This is a genomic window from Thauera phenylacetica B4P (assembly GCF_000310225.1).
GTDB classification, from domain to species: Bacteria; Pseudomonadota; Gammaproteobacteria; order Burkholderiales; family Rhodocyclaceae; genus Thauera; species Thauera phenylacetica.
The window spans coordinates 12289-30764 of record NZ_AMXF01000032.1; the positions used below are offsets into that span (position 1 = coordinate 12289).

15 protein-coding genes and 1 pseudogene are annotated in these 18476 nt (G+C 68.7%); 12 read left to right on the top strand and 4 right to left on the bottom strand.

The window, feature by feature from the left end; translation table 11 throughout:
- Nucleotides 1-163 precede the first annotated feature (163 nt).
- The 7 genes from C667_RS06900 to ydfG all read left to right on the top strand — a co-directional run bounded on the left by C667_RS06900 (nt 164) and on the right by ydfG (nt 7542).
- Nucleotides 164-1864 carry an IS1634 family transposase gene (locus tag C667_RS06900; RefSeq protein WP_004359249.1) on the top strand — a complete coding sequence of 567 codons (1701 nt, stop codon included), beginning with the start codon at nt 164-166 and terminating at the stop codon, nt 1862-1864.
- Nucleotides 1865-1975: 111 nt separating this feature from the next.
- Nucleotides 1976-2542: a Fic family protein gene (locus tag C667_RS06905; protein WP_004359251.1), complete on the top strand. Its 567-nt coding sequence runs from the start codon at nt 1976-1978 to the stop codon at nt 2540-2542.
- 15 nt (nt 2543-2557) lie between these two features.
- Nucleotides 2558-2755: a hypothetical protein gene (locus C667_RS06910; protein ID WP_004359253.1), complete on the top strand. Its 198-nt coding sequence runs from the start codon at nt 2558-2560 to the stop codon at nt 2753-2755.
- Nucleotides 2752-3327 carry an ATPase gene (locus tag C667_RS06915; protein ID WP_004359254.1) on the top strand — a complete coding sequence of 192 codons (576 nt, stop codon included), beginning with the start codon at nt 2752-2754 and terminating at the stop codon, nt 3325-3327. Before C667_RS06910 ends, C667_RS06915 begins: the two co-directional genes overlap by 4 nt.
- Nucleotides 3324-3509 (top strand): hypothetical protein, encoded by a 186-nt coding sequence (locus C667_RS06920; RefSeq protein ID WP_004359256.1) that lies wholly within the window; start codon nt 3324-3326, stop codon nt 3507-3509. Before C667_RS06915 ends, C667_RS06920 begins: the two co-directional genes overlap by 4 nt.
- A 13-nt stretch (nt 3510-3522) precedes the next feature.
- Nucleotides 3523-6555, top strand: coding sequence for a type I restriction endonuclease subunit R (locus C667_RS06925; protein ID WP_004359257.1), 3033 nt, complete (start codon nt 3523-3525; stop codon nt 6553-6555).
- A 240-nt stretch (nt 6556-6795) separates the two neighbouring features.
- Nucleotides 6796-7542 carry a bifunctional NADP-dependent 3-hydroxy acid dehydrogenase/3-hydroxypropionate dehydrogenase YdfG gene (ydfG, locus tag C667_RS06930; RefSeq protein WP_004359259.1) on the top strand — a complete coding sequence of 249 codons (747 nt, stop codon included), beginning with the start codon at nt 6796-6798 and terminating at the stop codon, nt 7540-7542.
- A 40-nt stretch (nt 7543-7582) separates the two neighbouring features.
- Here the strand turns inward: ydfG and C667_RS06935 are convergent, their stop codons facing one another.
- Nucleotides 7583-8590: a sulfate ABC transporter substrate-binding protein gene (locus C667_RS06935; protein ID WP_004359261.1), complete on the bottom strand. Its 1008-nt coding sequence runs from the start codon at nt 8588-8590 to the stop codon at nt 7583-7585.
- 215 nt (nt 8591-8805) lie between these two features.
- Here C667_RS06935 and C667_RS06940 point away from each other — a divergent pair, with 215 nt between their 5' ends.
- Nucleotides 8806-11964, top strand: coding sequence for a transglycosylase domain-containing protein (locus tag C667_RS06940; protein ID WP_370701708.1), 3159 nt, complete (start codon nt 8806-8808; stop codon nt 11962-11964).
- A 19-nt stretch (nt 11965-11983) separates the two neighbouring features.
- On the opposite strand, the gene C667_RS06945 is transcribed toward C667_RS06940, so the two are convergent.
- A complete protein-coding gene (locus tag C667_RS06945; protein ID WP_004359264.1) occupies nt 11984-13783 on the bottom strand; it encodes an SLC13 family permease in 1800 nt (599 codons plus the stop codon).
- Between the two features lie 259 nt (nt 13784-14042).
- Between C667_RS06945 and C667_RS06950 the strand changes: the two genes are divergently transcribed.
- From C667_RS06950 to C667_RS06960, 3 genes are read left to right on the top strand one after another with little or no spacing between them, the layout of a single operon-like run.
- Nucleotides 14043-14714 carry a CsgG/HfaB family protein gene (locus C667_RS06950; RefSeq protein ID WP_004359266.1) on the top strand — a complete coding sequence of 224 codons (672 nt, stop codon included), beginning with the start codon at nt 14043-14045 and terminating at the stop codon, nt 14712-14714.
- A gap of 21 nt (nt 14715-14735) precedes the next feature.
- Entirely contained in the window at nt 14736-15077 is a 342-nt protein-coding gene (locus tag C667_RS06955; protein WP_004359268.1) for a DUF4810 domain-containing protein, read from the top strand.
- 11 nt (nt 15078-15088) lie between these two features.
- Complete coding sequence (locus tag C667_RS06960; protein WP_004359270.1) at nt 15089-15748, top strand: DUF799 domain-containing protein; 660 nt, start codon at nt 15089-15091, stop codon at nt 15746-15748.
- Nucleotides 15749-15766: 18 nt separating this feature from the next.
- Here the strand turns inward: C667_RS06960 and C667_RS06965 are convergent, their stop codons facing one another.
- A complete protein-coding gene (locus C667_RS06965) occupies nt 15767-16699 on the bottom strand; it encodes a LysR family transcriptional regulator (protein ID WP_004359272.1) in 933 nt (310 codons plus the stop codon).
- Nucleotides 16700-16889: 190 nt separating this feature from the next.
- On the opposite strand from C667_RS06965, the gene C667_RS06970 reads away from it, so the two are divergent.
- Nucleotides 16890-17831, top strand: coding sequence for a sodium-dependent bicarbonate transport family permease (locus C667_RS06970; protein ID WP_004359274.1), 942 nt, complete (start codon nt 16890-16892; stop codon nt 17829-17831).
- On the opposite strand, the pseudogene C667_RS26370 reads toward C667_RS06970, so the two are convergent.
- Nucleotides 17770-18476, bottom strand: a pseudogene (locus C667_RS26370) (hypothetical protein); the annotation flags it as partial. The gene C667_RS06970 and the pseudogene C667_RS26370 overlap by 62 nt on opposite strands.

Consider the following 18476-nt stretch of genomic DNA (forward strand, 5'->3'; position numbering starts at 1 on the left):
CCGGGGTTCGACACTTAACCGCAATTTTCGCCCCTTTTCGGAAAGTGCCTCCAGCGCCGGCGCGGGTTTGACGGCCGCAATTGCAAAAGCGCTGTGGTGGCACGTTTGTAACAGACAACCTCAAGCTTGACGCGAACTTGTAGGTGGTTAAAGTGGCGGCATCATGCACGTCAAGCTCACCACCTCCGGCGGTCGCCGCTACGTCCAGCTCGTCGAGTCCTACCGCGACGAGGCTGGGCGGGTAAAGAAGCGCACCGTCGCCACGCTCGGCCGCGCCGAGCAGGTCGATGGGTCGCTCGACGCGGTGATCAACGGTCTGCTGAAGATCACTGGCCGCGCGCCGATGGGCGCCAAACCGCCGGCGCCCACGGTGTCGTTCGAGTCCGCGCGCGCGCTCGGTAACGTGTGGGCGCTGACCGAGCTGTGGAAGTCGCTGGGCTTCTCGGAGTTGCGCCGGGTGTTTCGCCGCACGCGCCGCACCACGGACGTGGAAGCGTTGATCCGGCTGATGGTGCTCAACCGCCTGTGCGACCCCGAATCCAAGCTCGGCGTGCTGCGCTGGGTACAGACCGTGGCGCTGCCCGACTTCGGGCCGAAGGCGGTCACGCACCAGCAGTTGCTGCGCAGCCTCGATGCGCTGATGGATCACCAGGACGAGGTCGATGCCGTGGTCGCCGGGCTGCTGCGCCCGCTGATCGACCAGGATCTGTCGGTGGTGTTCTACGACCTCACCACGATCCGCAGCGAGGGGCTTAGCCAGCAGGCTGGCGACGTGCGCCAGTACGGCATGGCCAAGGAAGGACTGATCGCCCGCCAGTTCATGCTCGGCGTGGTGCAGACCGCCGAGGGGCTGCCGATCTACCACGAGGTGTTCGACGGCAACACGGCCGAGACGCGTACCTTGCTGCCCACACTCTCCAAGGTGCTCGAGCGCTTCCCGTCGGTGCAGCGCCTGGTGCTGGTCGCCGACCGGGGCTTGCTCAGCCTGGATAACCTCGAGGCGCTGAAGGCCGTGCGTCTGGCCAGCGGCAAGCCGCTCGAATTCATCGTCGCCGTGCCGGGCCGGCGCTACAACGAGTTCATCGAGCTGCTCGAACCCTTCCACGAACAGCAGTGCGCCACCGCCACCCAGGAAGTGATCTCGGAGCAGGCCTGGAACGACCTTCGGCTGGTGGTCGCGCACGACCCGGTGACGGCCGCCACGAAGACCCAGCAGCGCAACGAGCGCATCGACGCGCTGATCCGCCAGGCAGACCAATGGAGCGGCAAGCTCACCGAGCAGGACGAAGGTGTGAAGCACCGGGGGCGCAAGCTCTCGGACAGCGGCGCCAAGGCGCGCCTCTACCATGCGGTCAGCGAAGCGCACCTGTCGCGCATCATCAAGGTGGATCTGGGCGAGGAGCTCTTCAGCTACCACATCGACGAGAAGGCGAAGCGTCTTGCCGAAATGATGGACGGCAAGCTGCTGCTGGTGACCAACGCCGAGGGTCTGTCCGCGCAGAGCGTGATTCAGCGCTACAAGTCGCTCGCCGACATCGAGCGCGGCTTCAAGGTGCTCAAGTCCGAGATCGAGATCGGCCCGGTGTATCACCGCCTGCCCGAGCGAATCCGCGCGCACGCGTCGATCTGCTTCATGGCGCTGATCCTGCACCGGGTGATGCGCAGCCGACTCAAGGCCGCTGACGCGGGTTACACCCCCGAGCGTGCGCTCGAGCAGTTGCAGCGCATCCAGCATCACCGGGTGCGCCTGAACGGCGGCGAGCCGGTCGCGGGGGTGTCGACGCCCAGCACGGAGCAAAACGAGGTGCTTCATGCATTAGGAATCGAAAAGCCAGCGGCGCCGGAGCAGTTGGCGCTGTTGTAGTGGCATTTTTGAAAGTGCGCTCTAGCAAAAACAAGTACTTGCGAGCGTAACTGTCGAACTCGGGAGGCCGGCCGCTGGCAGCCGCGCTACCAGTATGAGAGCTTCGAGCCGGTGCCGGTCAATCATGAGTGGACCTGGGAAGACCCCACGATCAACGCCTTGCTGGAGCAGGCCACCCGGGCGCTGGGGGAGCTGAATGCGTTTTCGCTGATCGTCCCGGACATCGATCTGTTCATCGAAATGCACGTGGTCAAGGAGGCGCAGACCTCCAGCAAGATCGAGGGCACACAGACGGGCATCGACGAGGCCTTGATGCCCGAGGACCAGATTCGTCCCGAAAAGCGCGACGACTGGCGCGAGGTGCGCAACTACATCGACGCGGTTAACCTGGCCATCGACGAGTTGCAGCGCCTGCCCCTGTCCAACCGGCTGCTCAAGCAGACGCACGCGACGCTGATGCGCGGGGTGCGTGGCGAGCACAAGCTGCCGGGTGAGTTTCGCACCAGCCAGAACTGGATCGGCGCCTCCGGGCTGGCCGACGCGGCCTTCGTGCCGCCACATCACGAGGGGGTGCCTGAGCTGATGGAGGACCTGGAGAAGTTCTGGCACAACGAGGCGGTGGTCGTGCCGCACCTGGTTAAAGTTCGGGCTGAATATTTAACCAAGATCCCGCGCTGATTAAGGAAACGAGCGATGAAGACCACCAGCGAAGCCGCTTTCGAGACCGCGATCGAGTCGGTCTTGCTGGCCGGGGGCTACGCGCGGGTGGCCGCACAAGGCTTCGACCGCGAGCGCGCGCTCTTCCCCGACGAGGCGCTGGCCTTCATCCGCGCCACCCTCATCGTCGCCGCCGTCACCGGCCAGGTTTCACTGCAGGAGATGCGCGCATGACCCCGACCTGCTGGATCATCGCCGGCCCCAATGGCGCGGGCAAAACCACCTTCGCGCTGGAATACTTGCCGCAGGTGGCGGGCTGCAGGCACTTCATCAACGCCGACCTGATCGCCGCCGGGCTTGCGCCGCTCGCACCGGAGCGCGAACTGTTGGCCGCCAGCCGGATCTTCCTGCGCGAGATCGAGGTGCGGGTCAGGGAGCGCGAAGACTTCGCCTTCGAAACCACCCTGGCGGGACGGACCTATCTGCGACTGGTCGAGCGCTTGCGCCGCGACGGCTGGCACGTGGAACTGATCTATCTGGCGCTCCCCAGCGCCGAGATGTCGAAGCTGCGGGTGGCCGAGAGGGTGGCGCACGGCGGGCACGCCATCCCGGAGGCGGACATCGAACGCCGCTTTCCCCGCAGCCTGCGCCACCTGCTCGATGATTTCAGTCATCGGGTCGATCACTGCGCCTGCTTCATGAACAATGGAGAACACCCGGTGCTGGTGTTCGACCAGCGGGGCGACGATCGTGAGATTGCCCACGGCGATTACTATCAGCTTCTGACCGAGGAGGCCGGGAAATGAACATCAGGAAACAGGATCTACCCTCGCAGAGTACGCGCCAGATGCTCGAGACGCTCCAGCGCTTGGCCGCCAAGACCCTGGAGAGAAAGCGGCGCCTGGGTCATTACGCCGTTATCTGGCAGGACGGCAAGCCAGTGTTGACAGGTGAGGACGCACCAAGCACCAACGAAAGCACCCGCTGAGCAGCGCCGAGTGATGACGAGCAAACGAACGTCCGAAGCCGCCTTCGAAACCGCCATCGAGGCTGTCCTGCTCGCAGACGGCTACACGCGGGTGGCCAGCAAGGCCTTCGACCGCGAGCGCGCGCTCTTCCCCGACGAGGCGCTGGCCTTCATTCGCGCCACCCAAGGCAAGGTGTGGGACAAGCTCGAGGCACTGCACGGCGAGCACACCGGCGCGCGGGTGCTGGAGTCGCTGTGCAAGTGGCTGGATGTTCATGGCGCGCTGGCCACGCTGCGCCACGGCTTCAAGTGTTTCGGCAAGACCTTGCGCATCGCCTTCTTCCGTCCGGCGCACGGCCTGAACCCGGAGCTGGAGGCGCGCTACCGGGCCAACCGGCTGGGGCTGACGCGGCAACTGCACTTCAGCCCGAAGTCGGAACAGTCGCTGGATGTCGTGTTGTCGGTGAACGGCATCCCACTGGTGACGCTGGAGCTGAAGAACCCGCTCAGCGGCCAGACCGCCGCCAACGCCATCCACCAGTACCGCCACGACCGCGACCCGCGCGAACCGATCTTCGTGTTCTCCAGGCGCGCGCTGGTGCATTTCGCGGTGGATACCGAAGAGGCGCACATGGCCACGCGCCTGGCGGGTTCGTCGACTTACTTTCTGCCCTTCAACCGCGGCGTGGACGGCGGCGCCGGCAACCCGCCCGACCCCGAGGGACGCAACTACAAGACGGCCTATGTGTGGGAAGAAGTGCTGCAGCGCGACAGCCTGCTCGACCTGCTCGCGCGCTTCCTGCATCTCGATGTGGAAGAGAAGACCAGCGACGACGGCAAGAAGCTGCGCAAGGAGAACCTGATCTTTCCGCGCTACCACCAGTTGCAGGCGGTGCGCCAGATGGTGGCGGCAGCCGCCAGAGAGGGTGTGGGGCATAACTATCTGGTCGAGCATTCGGCCGGCAGCGGCAAGAGCAACACCATCGCCTGGCTGGCGCATCGCCTGTCCAGCCTGCACGACGAGCGCGACCAGCGGCTGTTCGACAGCGTGGTCGTCATCACCGACCGCGTGGTGCTGGACCGCCAGTTGCAGAACACCATCTACCAGTTCGACCACCGCCAGGGCGTGGTGCAGAAGATCGACGAGGACTCGCGCCAGCTCGCTGAGGCGCTGGAAGCGGGCGTGCCGATCATCATCACCACGCTGCAGAAGTTTCCCTTCGTGTCCGGGCAGTTGATGAAGCTCGCCGAGGAGCGTGGCGAAGGCAGCAACAGCCACCTGCCCACGCGCCGGTACGCGGTGATCATCGACGAGGCGCACAGCTCGCAGTCGGGCGAGACGGCGACGGAGTTGAAGGGCGTGCTGGGTGGCGCCGAACTGCGGCGCAAGGCGCAGGCGATGGCCGAGGAGGAAGGCGAACTCGAACTCGAGCGCCTGTTCCGCGCCATGGCCAAGCGCGGCCAGCAGCCGAACATGAGCTTCTTCGCCTTCACCGCCACGCCCAAGCACAAGACGCTGGCGATCTTCGGCCGCGGCGGCGAGCCCTTCCACCGCTACACCATGCGCCAGGCGATCGAGGAAGGCTTCATCGAGGACGTGCTGAAAAGCTACGTCACCTACAAAACCTATTACAAGCTGATCAAGAAGGCCGAGGACGACCCCAACGTCGAGCGCAAGAAGGCGGCCAAGGCGCTGGCCCGCTTCATGCGCCTGCACCCGCACAACATCGGCCAGAAGACCGAGGTGATGGTCGAGCACTTCCAGCACTTCACCCGGCACAAGATCGGCGGCCACGCCAAGGCGATGGTGGTGACCGGCTCGCGGCTGGAGGCGGTGCGCTACAAGCAGGAGTTCGACCGCTACATCACCGAGAAGGGCTACCCGATCAAGAGCCTGGTCGCGTTCTCGGGCAGCGTGGAAGACGACAGGATCGCCGAGAAGACTTACACCGAAGTGGAGATGAACGGCGGCCTGAAGGAGAAGGCGCTACCGGAGACCTTCGCCAAGCCGGAATTCCGCGTGCTGCTGGTGGCCGAGAAGTACCAGACCGGCTTCGATCAGCCGCTGCTGCACACGATGTATGTGGACAAGCGCCTGGCCGGCATTCAGGCGGTGCAGACGCTGTCGCGCCTGAACCGCACCCATCCGCTCAAGGACGACACCTTCGTGCTCGACTTCGTCAATGAGCCGGGCGAGATCCAGGAAGCCTTCCGCCAGTACTACGAGGGCTCGGTAATGGGCGAGGCGGTCGATCCCGACAAGCTCTACGCGGTCAAGGCCGAGCTCGACGCCTCGGGCATCTACCGGCAGACCGAGGTGGGCGATTTTTCGCGGGTGTTCTTCGCGCCCAAGCGCCGCCAGAGCGCGGGCGACCACAAGGCGATGAACGCGATCCTCGATCAGGCGGTCGCGCGCTTCGTGCAGTTGCAGGGCATGGAAGAGGACGAAGCCGAACTGTGGCGCGGCAAACTGCAGGCCTTCCGCAATCTCTACGGCTTCCTGAGCCAGGTGATTCCGTATCAGGACAGCGATCTGGAAAAGCTGTTCACCTACCTGCGCCACCTTGCGCTGAAGCTGCCCAAACGCAAGAGCGGGCCAGGCTACCAGTTCGACGAGGAAGTCGAACTCGACTATTACCGGCTGCAGAAGATCAGCGAAGGCTCGATCAGCCTCGACGAGGGCTATGCCAGACCGCTGGACGGGCCGCGCGAGGTGGGCTCGGGCAGGGTGCGCGAGGAGCAGGTGTCGCTGTCGCGCCTGATCGACATCATCAACCGGCGCTTCGGCGGCGAGCTCAACGACGCGGACCAGTTGTTCTTCGACCAGATCGCCGAGGCGGCGAGCCTGAACGAGTCGCTGCAGCGGGCGGCCGAGGTGAACTCGCTCGACAAGTTTCAGTTGGTGTTCCGCGAGGTCCTGGAGTCGCTGTTCATCGAGCGGATGGATCTCAACGAGGAGCTGTTCACCGATTACATGGCCAAGCCGGAGTTGCAGACGCTGGTGTCGAAATGGCTGGGAGGCCAGGTCTACGATCGGCTGTCGGCGGCAAGAAGGCGGGTCAGCTGAAAACCCTCCGGTTTGGCAGCAAACGAACATCGAAACCCGTGCCTGCGGTTCGACGACGGCGCCGGCGTTGCCAGCGCTCATGCCGATCGATGCAGGCCAGACCGGCCCGGCCGCACGCCGCGTCGCGGCCGATCCGCTTTGGCATCGGCCGCCGGCTTCGCTACCATCCCGCGTTCGCGCGCCCGCCCCGCCGTCGGGGCGTGGCGCAGCCTTCACCGCATTCGTCCAGGAGTCCCTCCCATGATCGTCTTCGTCACCGGCGCCTCCGCCGGCTTCGGCGCCGCCATCGCGCGCAGCTTCGTCCAGGGCGGCCACCGCGTGGTCGCCACCGCCCGTCGCAAGGACCGCCTGGACGCGCTCGCCGCCGAGCTCGGCGACGTGCTGTTGCCGATCGAGCTCGACGTGCGCGACGCCGACGCGGTCGCCGCGGTGCCGGGCGCGCTGCCCGCCGGCTTCGCCGAGGTGGATGTGCTGGTCAACAACGCCGGCCTCGCGCTCGGGCTGGAGCCGGCGCACCGGGCCGCTCTGGACGACTGGCACACCATGATCGACACCAACTGCACCGGGCTGGTGCAGGTCACCCGTGCCTTCCTGCCCGGCATGGTGGCGCGCAACCGCGGCCACATCTTCAACCTCGGCTCGGTGGCCGGGCGCTGGCCCTACGCCGGCGGCAACGTGTATGGCGCCACCAAGGCCTTCGTGCGCCAGTTCAGCCTCAACCTGCGCGCCGACCTGCTCGGCACCGCGCTGCGCGTGACCGACATCGAGCCCGGCCTGTGCGGCGGCACCGAGTTCTCCAACGTGCGCTTCCATGGCGACGACGACAAGGCGGCCAAGGTCTATGCCGACGTGCAGCCGCTGACCGCCGAGGACATCGCCGACTCGGTGTATTGGATCGCCACCCGGCCGGCGCACGTCAACATCAACACCATCGAGCTGATGCCGGTAGCGCAGTCCTTCGCCGGCCTGTCGGTGCATCGCGGCTGAGCCGCCAGCTCCCCGGGGCCCCCGATTCACGCTCGCCGCATCAGCGCGCGTAGATGCGATCGAACACGCCGCCGTCGGCGAAGTGCTTGTGCTGCACCGCCTGCCAGCCGCCGAGCTGCTCGATGGTGACGAGCTCGAGCTTGGGAAAGCGGGCGATATCGGCCGGGTCGGCGTGTTCGGGGTGGATCGGCCGGTAGTGATGGCGGGCCGCGAGGCGCTGGCCGACCGGCGAGTACAGGTAGTCGAGGTAGGCGCGCGCGATTCGCTCGGTGCCGCGCTTCTTCGCCACGCCTTCCACCACGGCGACCGGCGGCTCGGCGAGGATGGACAGCGAGGGCACGACGATCTCGAACTGGTCCGCGCCGAGCTCGTCGAGCGACAGGAAGGCCTCGTTCTCCCAGGCCAGCAGCACGTCGCCGATGCCGCGCTGCACGAAGGTGTTGGTGGCACCGCGCGCGCCCGAGTCGAGCACCGGCACGTTCTTCATCAGGCGGGTGACGAAGCCCTGCGCGCCCTGTTCGCTGCCGCCCTGCTGGCGTAGCGCGTAGGCCCAGGCGGCGAGGTAGTTCCAGCGCGCGCCGCCGGAGGTCTTCGGGTTGGGCGTGACGACCTCGACGCCCGCTTTCACCAGGTCGCCCCAGTCGCGGATGCCCTTGGGGTTGCCCTTGCGCACCAGGAACACGATGGTCGAGGTGTAGGGCGCGCTGTTGTGGGCGAAGCGCTGCTGCCAGTCGGCGGGGATCCTGCCGGTCTTCTCGGCGATGGCGTCGATGTCGTAGGCGAGGGCCAGCGTCACCACGTCGGCCTCCAGCCCGTCGATGACGGCACGCGCCTGCTTGCCGGCGCCGCCGTGGGACTGGCGGATGGTGACGGTCTCGCCGGTCTGCGCCTTCCAGTGGCGGGCGAACTCGGGATTGAACGCCTGGTACAGCTCGCGGGTCGGATCGTAGGACACGTTGAGCAGGGTGGTCTCGGCGGCCGCGCTGGCGGCGAGACCGGCGGCGAGGGCGAGGCCGAGCAGGGCGCGGCCGAGGGAAATGCGTTTCATCGGATCGTCTCCGTTGCGGTGATTGCGATGGAGAAAATCTATCCGCGTCGCGCGCCGAACCGAACCAACAAAAAACGCATTGCTTATTCCTCCTCCGCGCTGCCGGTCGAGTGCCGGGGCGGAATGCGCCTGGTTTGTGGCGGGTTTGTAACAGTGTCATTTTTCTGCTGCAGGATGCGCATAATTTCCGCAATGCAACATCGATCCGCCCGTCCGTGACCCCCGATCTTCCGCCTTCCGCTCCGGAGGCCTTGCCGGCGCCGCCCGGGCGCCGCCTGCGTCCCTGGCGCGTGCTGGGCGTCGCCGTGTTCGTGGCGCTGCTGGTGGCGAGCGTGGCCGGCGGCCTGCTGCTGCGGCACGAGGCCGCCACCTCGCGCCTGCAGGCGCGCGAGCTCGCGCGCTACGCCGCGCGCCTCGACTACGCGCTGGTGGCGGGGCCGAGCGAGGCGATCCGCTTTCCCGCCCACGGCCCCTTCGACCGCCGCCTCGGCTACACCGAGCTGGCACGCTTTTCCGAGCGCCTGCAGGCGCGCGGCTTCGCGCTCGTCGAGCAGGTGCGCTTCGACGACGCGCTGCTCGCCCACGTCGAGCGCGGCCTGTTCCCGCCCTACGCCGAGAAGACGCGCGCCGGCCTGGACGTCTTCGACTGCCGCGGCGAGCCGCTGTACGGCTTCCGCTATCCCTGGCGCGGCTACGCGCGCTTCGAGGACGTGCCGGCCATCGTCGCCCAGGCCCTGCTCTTCATCGAGAACCGCGAGCTGCTCGACGAGTCGCGGCCGACGCTCAACCCGGCGGTGGATTGGGTGCGCTTCGCGCGCGCGGCGCTCGGCCAGCTCGGACGCATGGTGAATATGGATCTGGACGCGCCCGGCGGCAGCACGCTCGCCACCCAGATCGAGAAGTACCGCCACTCGCCCGGCGGCATCACCCTGGACGCGCGCGAGAAGCTGCGCCAGATGGTGTCGGCCTCGGTGCGTGCCTACCGCGACGGCGAGCAGACCCTGCCTGTGCGCCGCCGGCTGGTGCTGGACTACCTGAACACCGTGCCGCTGTCGGCCGCGCCCGGGCACGGCGAGGTCAATGGCCTGGGCGACGGGCTGTGGGTGTGGTTCGGGGCCGATTTCGAGCGCGTGAACGCCTTGCTGGCGGCGCCGGAGGGCGAGGGGGACGCGCGCATCGCCCAGGGCCAGGCCTTGCGCCAGGTGGTGGCGCTGATGATCGCGCACCGCCGCCCCTCGTGGTATCTCGCCGGCGGGCGCGAGGAGCTGGCACGCACCACCGACGCCTATCTGCGCCTGTTCGCCGAGGCCGGTCTGATCGGCGCCGGGCTGCGCGACGCCGCGCTCGCCCAGCCGCTCGCCTTCCGCAACCTCGTCGCCGATCCGGCCTGGGTTCCGGCCACGCCCGGCAAGGGCACGACCGCGGTGCGCACCCGGCTCGCCGGACTGCTCGACACCTCGCTGTACGGCCTGGACCGCCTCGACGCCGAACTCGGCACCACCCTGCACGGCGGCCTGCAGCAGGCGGTGGGCGACTACCTCGGGCGCCTCGCCGACCCGGCCTTCGCGCGCAGCCAGGGCCTGATCGGCGAGCGGATGCTGCAGCCGGCCACCCTCGGCGCGGTGCGTTACAGCTTCACCCTGGTCGAGCGCACCGCCGGCGGCAACCGCGTGCGCGTGCAGACCGACACCACCGATCAGCCGCTCGACATCAACGAGGGCAGCAAGCTCGAGCTCGGCTCCACCGCCAAGCTGCGCGTGCTCGCCACCCACCTCGAGCTCGTGGCCGAGCTCCACGCCCGGCTCGCCGTGCTCGACCCTCCGGCGCTGCGCCGCGTCGAGGTGGACGGCCAGGACCGCCTCACGCGCTGGGCGATCGACCATCTCGCCACCACGCCCGACCGCAGCCTGCCCGCGATGCTGGAGGCCGCGCTCGAACGCCGGTTCTCGGCGAGTCCGGGCGAGGGCTTCTTCACCGGCGGCGGGCGCCACAGCTTCGGCAACTTCAACGCCAGCGACAACGCCCGCGAGCCCACGCTGCGCGAGGCGCTGCAGGCCTCGATCAACCTGCCCTTCGTACGCCTGATGCGCGAGCTCGTGCGCCACACCATGTACCAGGTGCCGGGCAGCACCGCGCGCCTGCTCGAGGACAACGACGATCCGCGCCGCCTCGACTACCTCGCCCGCTTCGCCGACCGCGAGGGCCAGCTCTTCCTGCGCCGTTTCTGGCGCAAGTACCAGGACAGCACGCCGGAGGAGATCCGTTCGACCCTGCTCGACGGCCTGCGCCCGAGCGCTGACCGCCTCGCCGCGGTGTTCCGCTACCTCGAGCCTGCGGCCCCGCCGCAAGCCCTCGCCGACTTCCTCGCCCGCCGCCTCGGCGAGCCGCCCGCCGCCGCGCGCCTCGCCCAGCTGTATACGCGCAATGCACCGGAGGCCTTCGACCTGCCCGACCGCGGCTACGTCGCGCGCGTGCATCCGCTCGAGCTGTGGCTGGTCGCCTTCCGCCTGCAGCATCCCGAGGCCACGCTCGCGGAGGCGGTGGCGGCGAGCGCCGAGGAGCGCCAGCAGGTGTATCGCTGGCTGTTCCGCACCCGCGCCAAGGGCGCGCAGGACTCGCGCATCTTCACCCTGCTCGAGGTCGAGGCCTTCCTCGAGATCCACCGCCGCTGGGCGCGGCTGGGCTATCCCTTCGGCCACCTCGTGCCCTCGCTCGCCACCGCGCTGGGCAGCTCGGGCGACCGTCCGGCGGCGCTCGCCGAGCTGATGGGCATCATCGTCAACGACGGCCTGCGGCTGCCCATGCAGCGCATCGACACGGTGCGCTTCGCGCGCGCCACGCCCTACGAGAGCGCGTTTGCGATCCGCCCGGTGGAAGGCGATCCGGTGATGGCGCCCGAGGTCGCACGCGCGCTGCGCGGGGCCTTGTCGGATGTGGTCGAGGGCGGCACCGCGCGCCGGCTGGCGGGTGCCTTCAAGCTCGCCGACGGCAGCGAGCTGGCGCTCGGCGGCAAGACCGGCACCGGCGACAACCGCATCGTGGTGCGCGGACGCGCCGGCCTGGCGCTCAACCGCACCGCCACCTTCGTGTTCTATCTCGGCCCGCGTCACTTCGGCACGCTCACCGCCTACGTGATCGGCCCCGAGGCGGCGAGCTACCGCTTCACCTCCGGGCTGCCGGTGCAGATCCTCAAGTCGATGGGCCCCTTGCTGATCCCGCACCTGGAGCCGGCGAGCGCGGACGCCTGCCGGCCGCCGCCGCTGTCGGGCGCCCCCGCGGCGGTGGGGGCGGGTGAGGAAGGCGGTGTCCCCGAAGGCGAGCTCCCATCGAGCCGGGTGCGCGAGGGCAGGATCACCGGGGTGGTGGTCGAGTGAGCGGGCCGGGTGGTCCGGCTCAGGGGTGGAAGGGCCAGAACAGCGGGATCAGCGCGCTGCACAGCAGCCAGGTGAGGATATTCATCGGCACGCCGAGGCGGGCGAAGTCGGCGAAGCGGTAGTTGCCCGCGCTATAGACCAGGGTGTTGGTCTGGTAGCCGATCGGGGTGGCGAAGCTGCAGCTGGCGGCGAACATCACGCCGACCACGAAGGGGCGCGGATCCACCCCCATCTGCTGCGCCAGGCCGATCGCCACCGGGGTGAACAGCACCGCGATCGCGTTGTTGCTGAGCGCCTCGGTGGCCACCGAGGTGATCAGGATCACCAGCGACAGCATCAGCCATGGCGACATGCCCTCGCCGAGCGCGGCGAGCTGGCCGGCGAGCAGCTGGTCGAGGCCGGAGTTGCGCATCGCGATGCTGATCGCCAGCATGCCGAAGATCAGCACCAGGATCGGCCACTCGATCGACTTGTAGGCCTCGTCGCTGGTGATGCAGCCGGTGGCGATCACGATCGCCGCGCCGATCAGGGCCAGGCCCTCGATCGGCATCACGTTCAGCGCGGCGAGCAGCATCACGCCGACGATGGCGGCAAGCGCGATCGGCGCCTTGTGGCGGCGGCTCGCGATCTGGCGGCCCTTGGTGATCGCGAACAGGTCGCCGTTGTCGCAGAAGCGCTGGATCTGCGCCGGCGTGCCCTCCACCAGCAGCACGTCGCCGCCGAGGAGCTGGAAGTCCTCGCCGATCTGCGAGAAGGAGGCGTCGCGCCGATGTACCGCGACAAGATGGATGCCGTAGCGCGCGAGCAGGTCGAGGTCGCGGATCGGGCGCAGGATGTAGCGCGAGGTCTGGCCGACGATCGCCTCCACCATCACCAGGTCGCGCCGGCGCAGGGTCTCGACGTCGTGGGCCGCGGTGCCCGCCGGCGCCTGCAGGCCGACGCCGTCGCTGCTGCGCAGCGCCATCATGGCGTCGCTGCGGCTGTGTACGACGACGCGGTCGCCGACCTCGAGCCGGATGTCGGGCGCGGGGTCGGCGAGCTCGGTGTCGCCGCGCACCAGGTTCAGCACCTGGATGATGCCGTTGGACAGGCGCGCCTCGCGCAGCGTCCGGCCCGCCAGGTGCGAGCCCTCGGGCACGAAGAGCTCGGTCATGAACCAGCGCTCGCCGGCGCCGAACTGCTGGCTCAGGGTCTCGCGCACCGGCAGCAGGCGCGGCGCGAACACCAGCATGAAGGCGCTGCCCACCAGCGCGATCAGGATCGCCGGCAGGCTGATCTCGAACATCGAGAAGGGCGCCAGGCCCTGCTCGCGCGCGACGCCGTCGACCAGGATGTTGGTCGAGGTGCCGACCATGGTGATCAGCCCGCCGAGGATGGTGGCGTAGGAGAGCGGGATCAGCAGGCGCGAGGGCGCCAGGCCCTGGCGCGCCGCCACCGCGATCACCGCCGGGATCATCACCATCACCACCGGGGTGTTGTTGATGAAGGGCGACACCAGCACGCAGGCGCCGATCAGCGCCAGCAGCAGCCGGCGCTCGCCCGCGCCGGCCGCGGCGGCGAGCCATTCGCCGAGCTGGTCCACGCAGCCGGTGCGCGACAGCGCGGCGCTGATGATGAACAGGCAGGCGATGGTGATCGGCGCGCTGTTGCCGAAGACGCCGAGCACCTCCTTGCTGTTCAGCACGCCCGCGGCGAGCAGCATGCCCACTGCCACCATGACCGCGACGTCGGGCTTCGCCCATTCGCGCACGAAGGCGACGAAGAGGACGACGAGGACGAGGCCGACGAAGAGGGGGGCGTGAATCTCGGGCAGCAGCATGGCAGCGCAGATGGGCGGGGAGCTGGAGCTTAGCTTTCGCTCTTATGCATTCAAAAGACTCAATATTCCGAAGCTTATTTCTTATGGTTCGTAAGCTTCGCCAAGCGATCCTCTTCGGGGGAAGGGGGGCGTCACGGAACTGCCTGGATTGGGATATGCCGAAGCGCGATTCCGAGGTGCTCGCCGAGGTAGGCGATCGATCCCCTGTTATCATGATTTGCTCATATTCGATGCATTTTTCGACCGGATGGACGTCATCATGATCAACACAAGCCGCCTCCTCGCTCTCGGACTTTCCACCCTGCTCGTCGCCGGCTGCGCGACCGAGGCTTCCCGCGTAATCGAGGTGCCCCAGGCGCCCGCTGCGCTTTCGCCCTACCAGGGCGTGCGCAGTCCGATCTCCGTGGGCAAGTTCGACAACCGCTCCAGCTTCATGCGCGGGGTGTTCTCCGACGGCACCGATCGCCTCGGCAGCCAGGCCAAGACCATCCTGATCACACACCTGCAGCAGACCGGTCGCTTCAGCGTCCTCGACCGCGACAACATGAGCGAGATCGCGCAGGAGGCTTCGATCAAGAAGCAGGGCCAGAAGCTCAAGGGTGCCAGTTTCGTCGTCACCGGCGACGTCACCGAGTTCGGCCGCAAGGAAGTCGGCGACCGCCAGCTCTTCGGCGTGCTCGGTCGCGGCAAGTCGCAGGTGGCGTATGCCAAGGTCAGCCTGAATGTGGTCGATGTGAACACCTCCGAGGTGGTGTACTCAGCCCAGGGGGCAGGCGAGTACAGCCTCTCCGCGCGCGAGGTGGTCGGCTTCGGCGGCACCGCCGGCTACGACTCCACGCTCAACGGCAAGGTGCTCGACCTGGCGGTCCGCGAGGCGGTGGCCGGCCTGGTCGCGGGCATCGAATCGGGCGCCTGGCGTCCGGCCGAGTGAGCATCGACGGCGATCGACGACATGAACCCGAAGCTTGTCCTTGCCCTGCTCGCCGGGGCGCTGCTGGCCGGCTGCGCGGCCCAGCCCAAGCCGCTCTATCACTGGGGGGAGTACCAGCCTCGCGTGTACGAGCATTTCCGCGCCGAGAGCGCTCCCGAGGAGCAGATCCTCAGGCTCGAGGAGGGGGTGCAGAAGGCCGCCGCGGCCGGAGAGGCGCTACCTCCCGGCTATCACGCTCACCTCGGCCTGCTCTACGGGCGTATCGGTCGCGGTGAGGAGATGAAGCGCGCGTTCGAGGCCGAGAAGATGCAATTCCCCGAGTCGGCGGCCTTCATCGACCGCCTGCTCGACAAACTCGACTAAGGGAGGGGACGATGTCCCGTCGGTTCAATCTTCGCCCCTTCATCCTCGCCGCCGCAGCCCTGCTCGCAGGCGCCTGCGCGACCCCGCAGCCCTACGACTACACCGCGTTCAAGGAGGCTCGCCCGAAGTCCCTGCTGGTGCTGCCACCGCTGAACAACTCGCCCGACGTCAATGCGAGCTACAGCTTCCTGTCGCATGTGACCTTGCCGCTCGCGGAGTCCGGCTACTACGTGTTGCCGGTGACCCTGGTCGACGAGATGTTCCGCGAGAACGGCGTCACCGACCCCGGGCAGATGCACGAGGTCCCGGCGGCCAAGCTGAAGGAGATCTTCGGTGCCGATGCCGTGCTGTACATCAAGATCGGTCAGTACGGCACGAGCTATTCGGTGATCAGCAGCGAGTCGCGGGTGAGCGCCGAGGCGAGCCTGGTCGATCTCACCTCGGGCGGAGTGCTCTGGCAGGGGAGCGCGACCGCCTCCAGCGCCGAGGGCCGCAGCAGCAGCGGTGGCCTCGTCGGCATGCTGGTGCAGGCGATCGTCAGCCAGATCGTCGAGACCATCTCCGATCGTAGCCATCCGGTCGCCGGGGTGACGAGCATGCGTCTGCTCTCGGCCGGGAGGCCGGGTGGCCTGCTGTTCGGGCCGCGCTCCCCGCGCTTCGGCACCGACTGAAGGAGGGCTCGGGCGGCGCTAGCGCCGCGCCGCGTCCAGGCGCGCCTGCGCGCTGCGTTCGAGCTCGGCGGCGCGTTCGCGCAGGAACTCGAGGAAGGCGCCGGCGAGCGGGGTCAGGCGCTTGCCGGCCGGATACACCACCTGCCACTGGGTCGGCAGCGGGGTCCCGTCCACGCGCAGCACCGCGATGCCCTCGTCGACCGCGTGGGCGAGCGCGTGGGCCGATAGCAGCGACAGCCCCAGCCCGCCCGCCACCGCCTGCTTCACCGCCTCGTTGCTGCCCAGCTCCAGGCGCGGGCGCAGCGCGAGGCCGTGGGTGGCGAAGAACTGCTCGACCGCCTGGCGGGTGCCGGAGCCGGGTTCGCGCAATACGAACTCCTCGTCGGCGAGCGCCTCGAGCGGAAGCTTTCTCCTGCATCCGGCCAGCGGATGCTCGGTGGACGCCACCACCACCAGCGGATTCGACAGGAAGGGCGTGGCCACCACCGGCGGCGCCTGCGGCGGTCGGCTCATGATGTAGAGGTCGTCGAGGTTGTCGGCCAGCCGCCGGATCACCGCGTCGCGGTTGAGCACCACCAGCGACACCTCCACCGCCGGGCGTTCGCGGCGGAAGTCGCCGAGCAAGCGCGGGATGAAGGTCTCCGCGGTGCTGACCACCGCCAGCCGCAGGCGGCCGACCACGTCGCCGCGCAGCTCGGCGAGGGTCTCGTCCAGGCGCTCGAGTTCCTGCTCGACCCGGTTCGCGGTGTCGAGCACCACGCGGCCGGCCGCGGTCAGGTGCAGGCGGCGGCCGACGCGCTCGAACAGCGGCAGGCCGACCTGCTCGGCGAGCTGGCGCAGCTGCGCCGACAGCGTGGGCTGGGTCAGGTGCAGGCGCTGGGCGGCGCGCGAAACGCCGCCCTCGCGCGAGACCGCGAGCAGGAGGCGGAGCTGGTGGAAGGTGAGGCGCATGGGCGGCGGGCTGGCTGGGTGGTTTACATAGATAAAAGTCTATTTGAAAAGCAGAAATAAATCATTTTTCTCCATGTGTGCGCCGCGGCAAAATGCGCACCGCACTGACGCAGCCGCGGCCTCCGAAGGTCCGTCGCGGCGCGCTCCCGGTTCCGCTCCTGCGCGGTCCGCTCATCAAGGAAAACAACACATGGTCGATGCCGTTCCCTTCTTCTTTGCCCTCGGCGCGGTGGCCTCGCTCGCCCGCTCCGGCCTGCGCCTGCCCGCCGCCGTCTTCGAGACCCTGTCGATCTACCTGCTGCTGGCGATCGGCCTCAAGGGCGGGGTCGAGATCGCGCGCTCCGAGAGCGCCACGCTGTGGGTCGATGCGCTGCTGGCGATCGGGCTGGGCGCGATCATCCCGCTGCTGGTCTTCCCGCTCTTCCGCCTGAGCTTCTCGCGCCCGGACGCCGCCTCGCTGTCGGCGCACTACGGCTCGGTCTCCATCGTCACCTTCGCGGTGGGCGCGGCGGTGCTGGCCGGGCGCGGCGTCGAGGTCGAGGGCCATCTGGCGCTGCTCGCCGCGCTGATGGAGGCACCGGCGCTGATCGTGGCCACGCTGATCGCGCGCTGGGGGGTGAAGTCCGCCGACGGCAGCTCCACCGCGGGCGCGCTGGTGCATGAGGTGTTCGCCAACAAGAGCGTGGTGCTGCTCGGCGGTGGCATCCTGATCGGCTGGGTCGCCGGGCCGCAGGGGCTGGAGCCGCTGTCGCCGCTGTTCGTCGATCTGTTCAAGGGCGCGCTGTGCCTGTTCCTGCTCGAGATGGGCCTGATCGCCGCCGACCGCCTGCCGGACCTGAAGAAGGCGGGGCTGTTCCTGGTCGGCAGCGCGCTCGCCCTGCCGCCGGTGCTGGCACTGGCCGGCTGGGGCGTGGCGCAGCTGATGGGCCTGGGCGTGGGCGGCACGGTGCTGATGATGACGCTCGCCGGCAGCGCGTCCTACATCGCCGCGCCCACCGCGATGCGGATCGCCGTGCCCGAGGCCAACCCGGCGCTCGGGGTGGCGGCGGCGCTCGCGGTCACCTTCCCCTTCAACCTGCTGCTCGGGATTCCGCTGTATCTGTGGTGGGCGCAGACGATGGCGGGGGCCTGAGCAGGGCGCCGGGGTCGGGGGCGTGTGGAGGCTGAAGCGCCGCCTCCGCCTCCGCCGCCTCCGCCACGGCCACCGACTCCGCGCCGCTGGGGGGGCCCGTGTCATCCTCGTCCTCGCGGCCCGCAGCCTCCGTCACGAGCGCCGCGGCGGCGTCCGCGCGGGGTGCCTCGACTGTCGGCTCCTCCCGGTCTTCACCGACGTCGATCGCCGGTGCTGCCGCATCGAGGCCGGGGACGTCGGCAGCCCCTGCGGCCTCGGCAGCCTCCGCCCCCTCCGCCGCTTCGGCGACCGCCTCGGCGCCCTCGGGCGACACCATCTCAAGCACCGTGTGCGAGGTGCGCATCATCGGGGTGAACTGGGCGGCCCCCTCGACGATCTCGTCCTCGCTGCGCCGCGACAGCACCAGTGCGAACAGGCCCAGCGGCACGAAGGCGAGGCCGAGGTGCAGCGGCAGCGCGATCGCCCCCACCCAGCCCATCAGCGCGCCGGCGATGCCCGGGCCGACGGCCGCGCCCACGCCGTGCAGGAAGAGCACGGTGGTGTTGCCGGCGAGGATCTGGTCCTGCGGCAGGTGGTCGACGAGATGCGCGACCACGATCGGATACACCGTGAAGGCCATGCCGCCGTAGAGGAAGAGCCCCGCCA

Bases quoted from the DNA above. Each gene is read 5' to 3' on its own strand.
- C667_RS06900 (WP_004359249.1), top strand. From the start codon at position 164: ATGCACGTCAAGCTCACCACCTCCGGCGGTCGCCGCTACGTCCAGCTC.
- C667_RS06910 (WP_004359253.1), top strand. From the start codon at position 2,558: ATGAAGACCACCAGCGAAGCCGCTTTCGAGACCGCGATCGAGTCGGTC.
- C667_RS06915 (WP_004359254.1), top strand. From the start codon at position 2,752: ATGACCCCGACCTGCTGGATCATCGCCGGCCCCAATGGCGCGGGCAAA.
- C667_RS06920 (WP_004359256.1), top strand. From the start codon at position 3,324: ATGAACATCAGGAAACAGGATCTACCCTCGCAGAGTACGCGCCAGATG.
- C667_RS06925 (WP_004359257.1), top strand. From the start codon at position 3,523: ATGACGAGCAAACGAACGTCCGAAGCCGCCTTCGAAACCGCCATCGAG.
- ydfG (WP_004359259.1), top strand. From the start codon at position 6,796: ATGATCGTCTTCGTCACCGGCGCCTCCGCCGGCTTCGGCGCCGCCATC.
- C667_RS06935 (WP_004359261.1), bottom strand. From the start codon at position 8,590: ATGAAACGCATTTCCCTCGGCCGCGCCCTGCTCGGCCTCGCCCTCGCC.
- C667_RS06945 (WP_004359264.1), bottom strand. From the start codon at position 13,783: ATGCTGCTGCCCGAGATTCACGCCCCCCTCTTCGTCGGCCTCGTCCTC.
- C667_RS06950 (WP_004359266.1), top strand. From the start codon at position 14,043: ATGATCAACACAAGCCGCCTCCTCGCTCTCGGACTTTCCACCCTGCTC.
- C667_RS06955 (WP_004359268.1), top strand. From the start codon at position 14,736: ATGAACCCGAAGCTTGTCCTTGCCCTGCTCGCCGGGGCGCTGCTGGCC.
- C667_RS06960 (WP_004359270.1), top strand. From the start codon at position 15,089: ATGTCCCGTCGGTTCAATCTTCGCCCCTTCATCCTCGCCGCCGCAGCC.
- C667_RS06965 (WP_004359272.1), bottom strand. From the start codon at position 16,699: ATGCGCCTCACCTTCCACCAGCTCCGCCTCCTGCTCGCGGTCTCGCGC.
- C667_RS06970 (WP_004359274.1), top strand. From the start codon at position 16,890: ATGGTCGATGCCGTTCCCTTCTTCTTTGCCCTCGGCGCGGTGGCCTCG.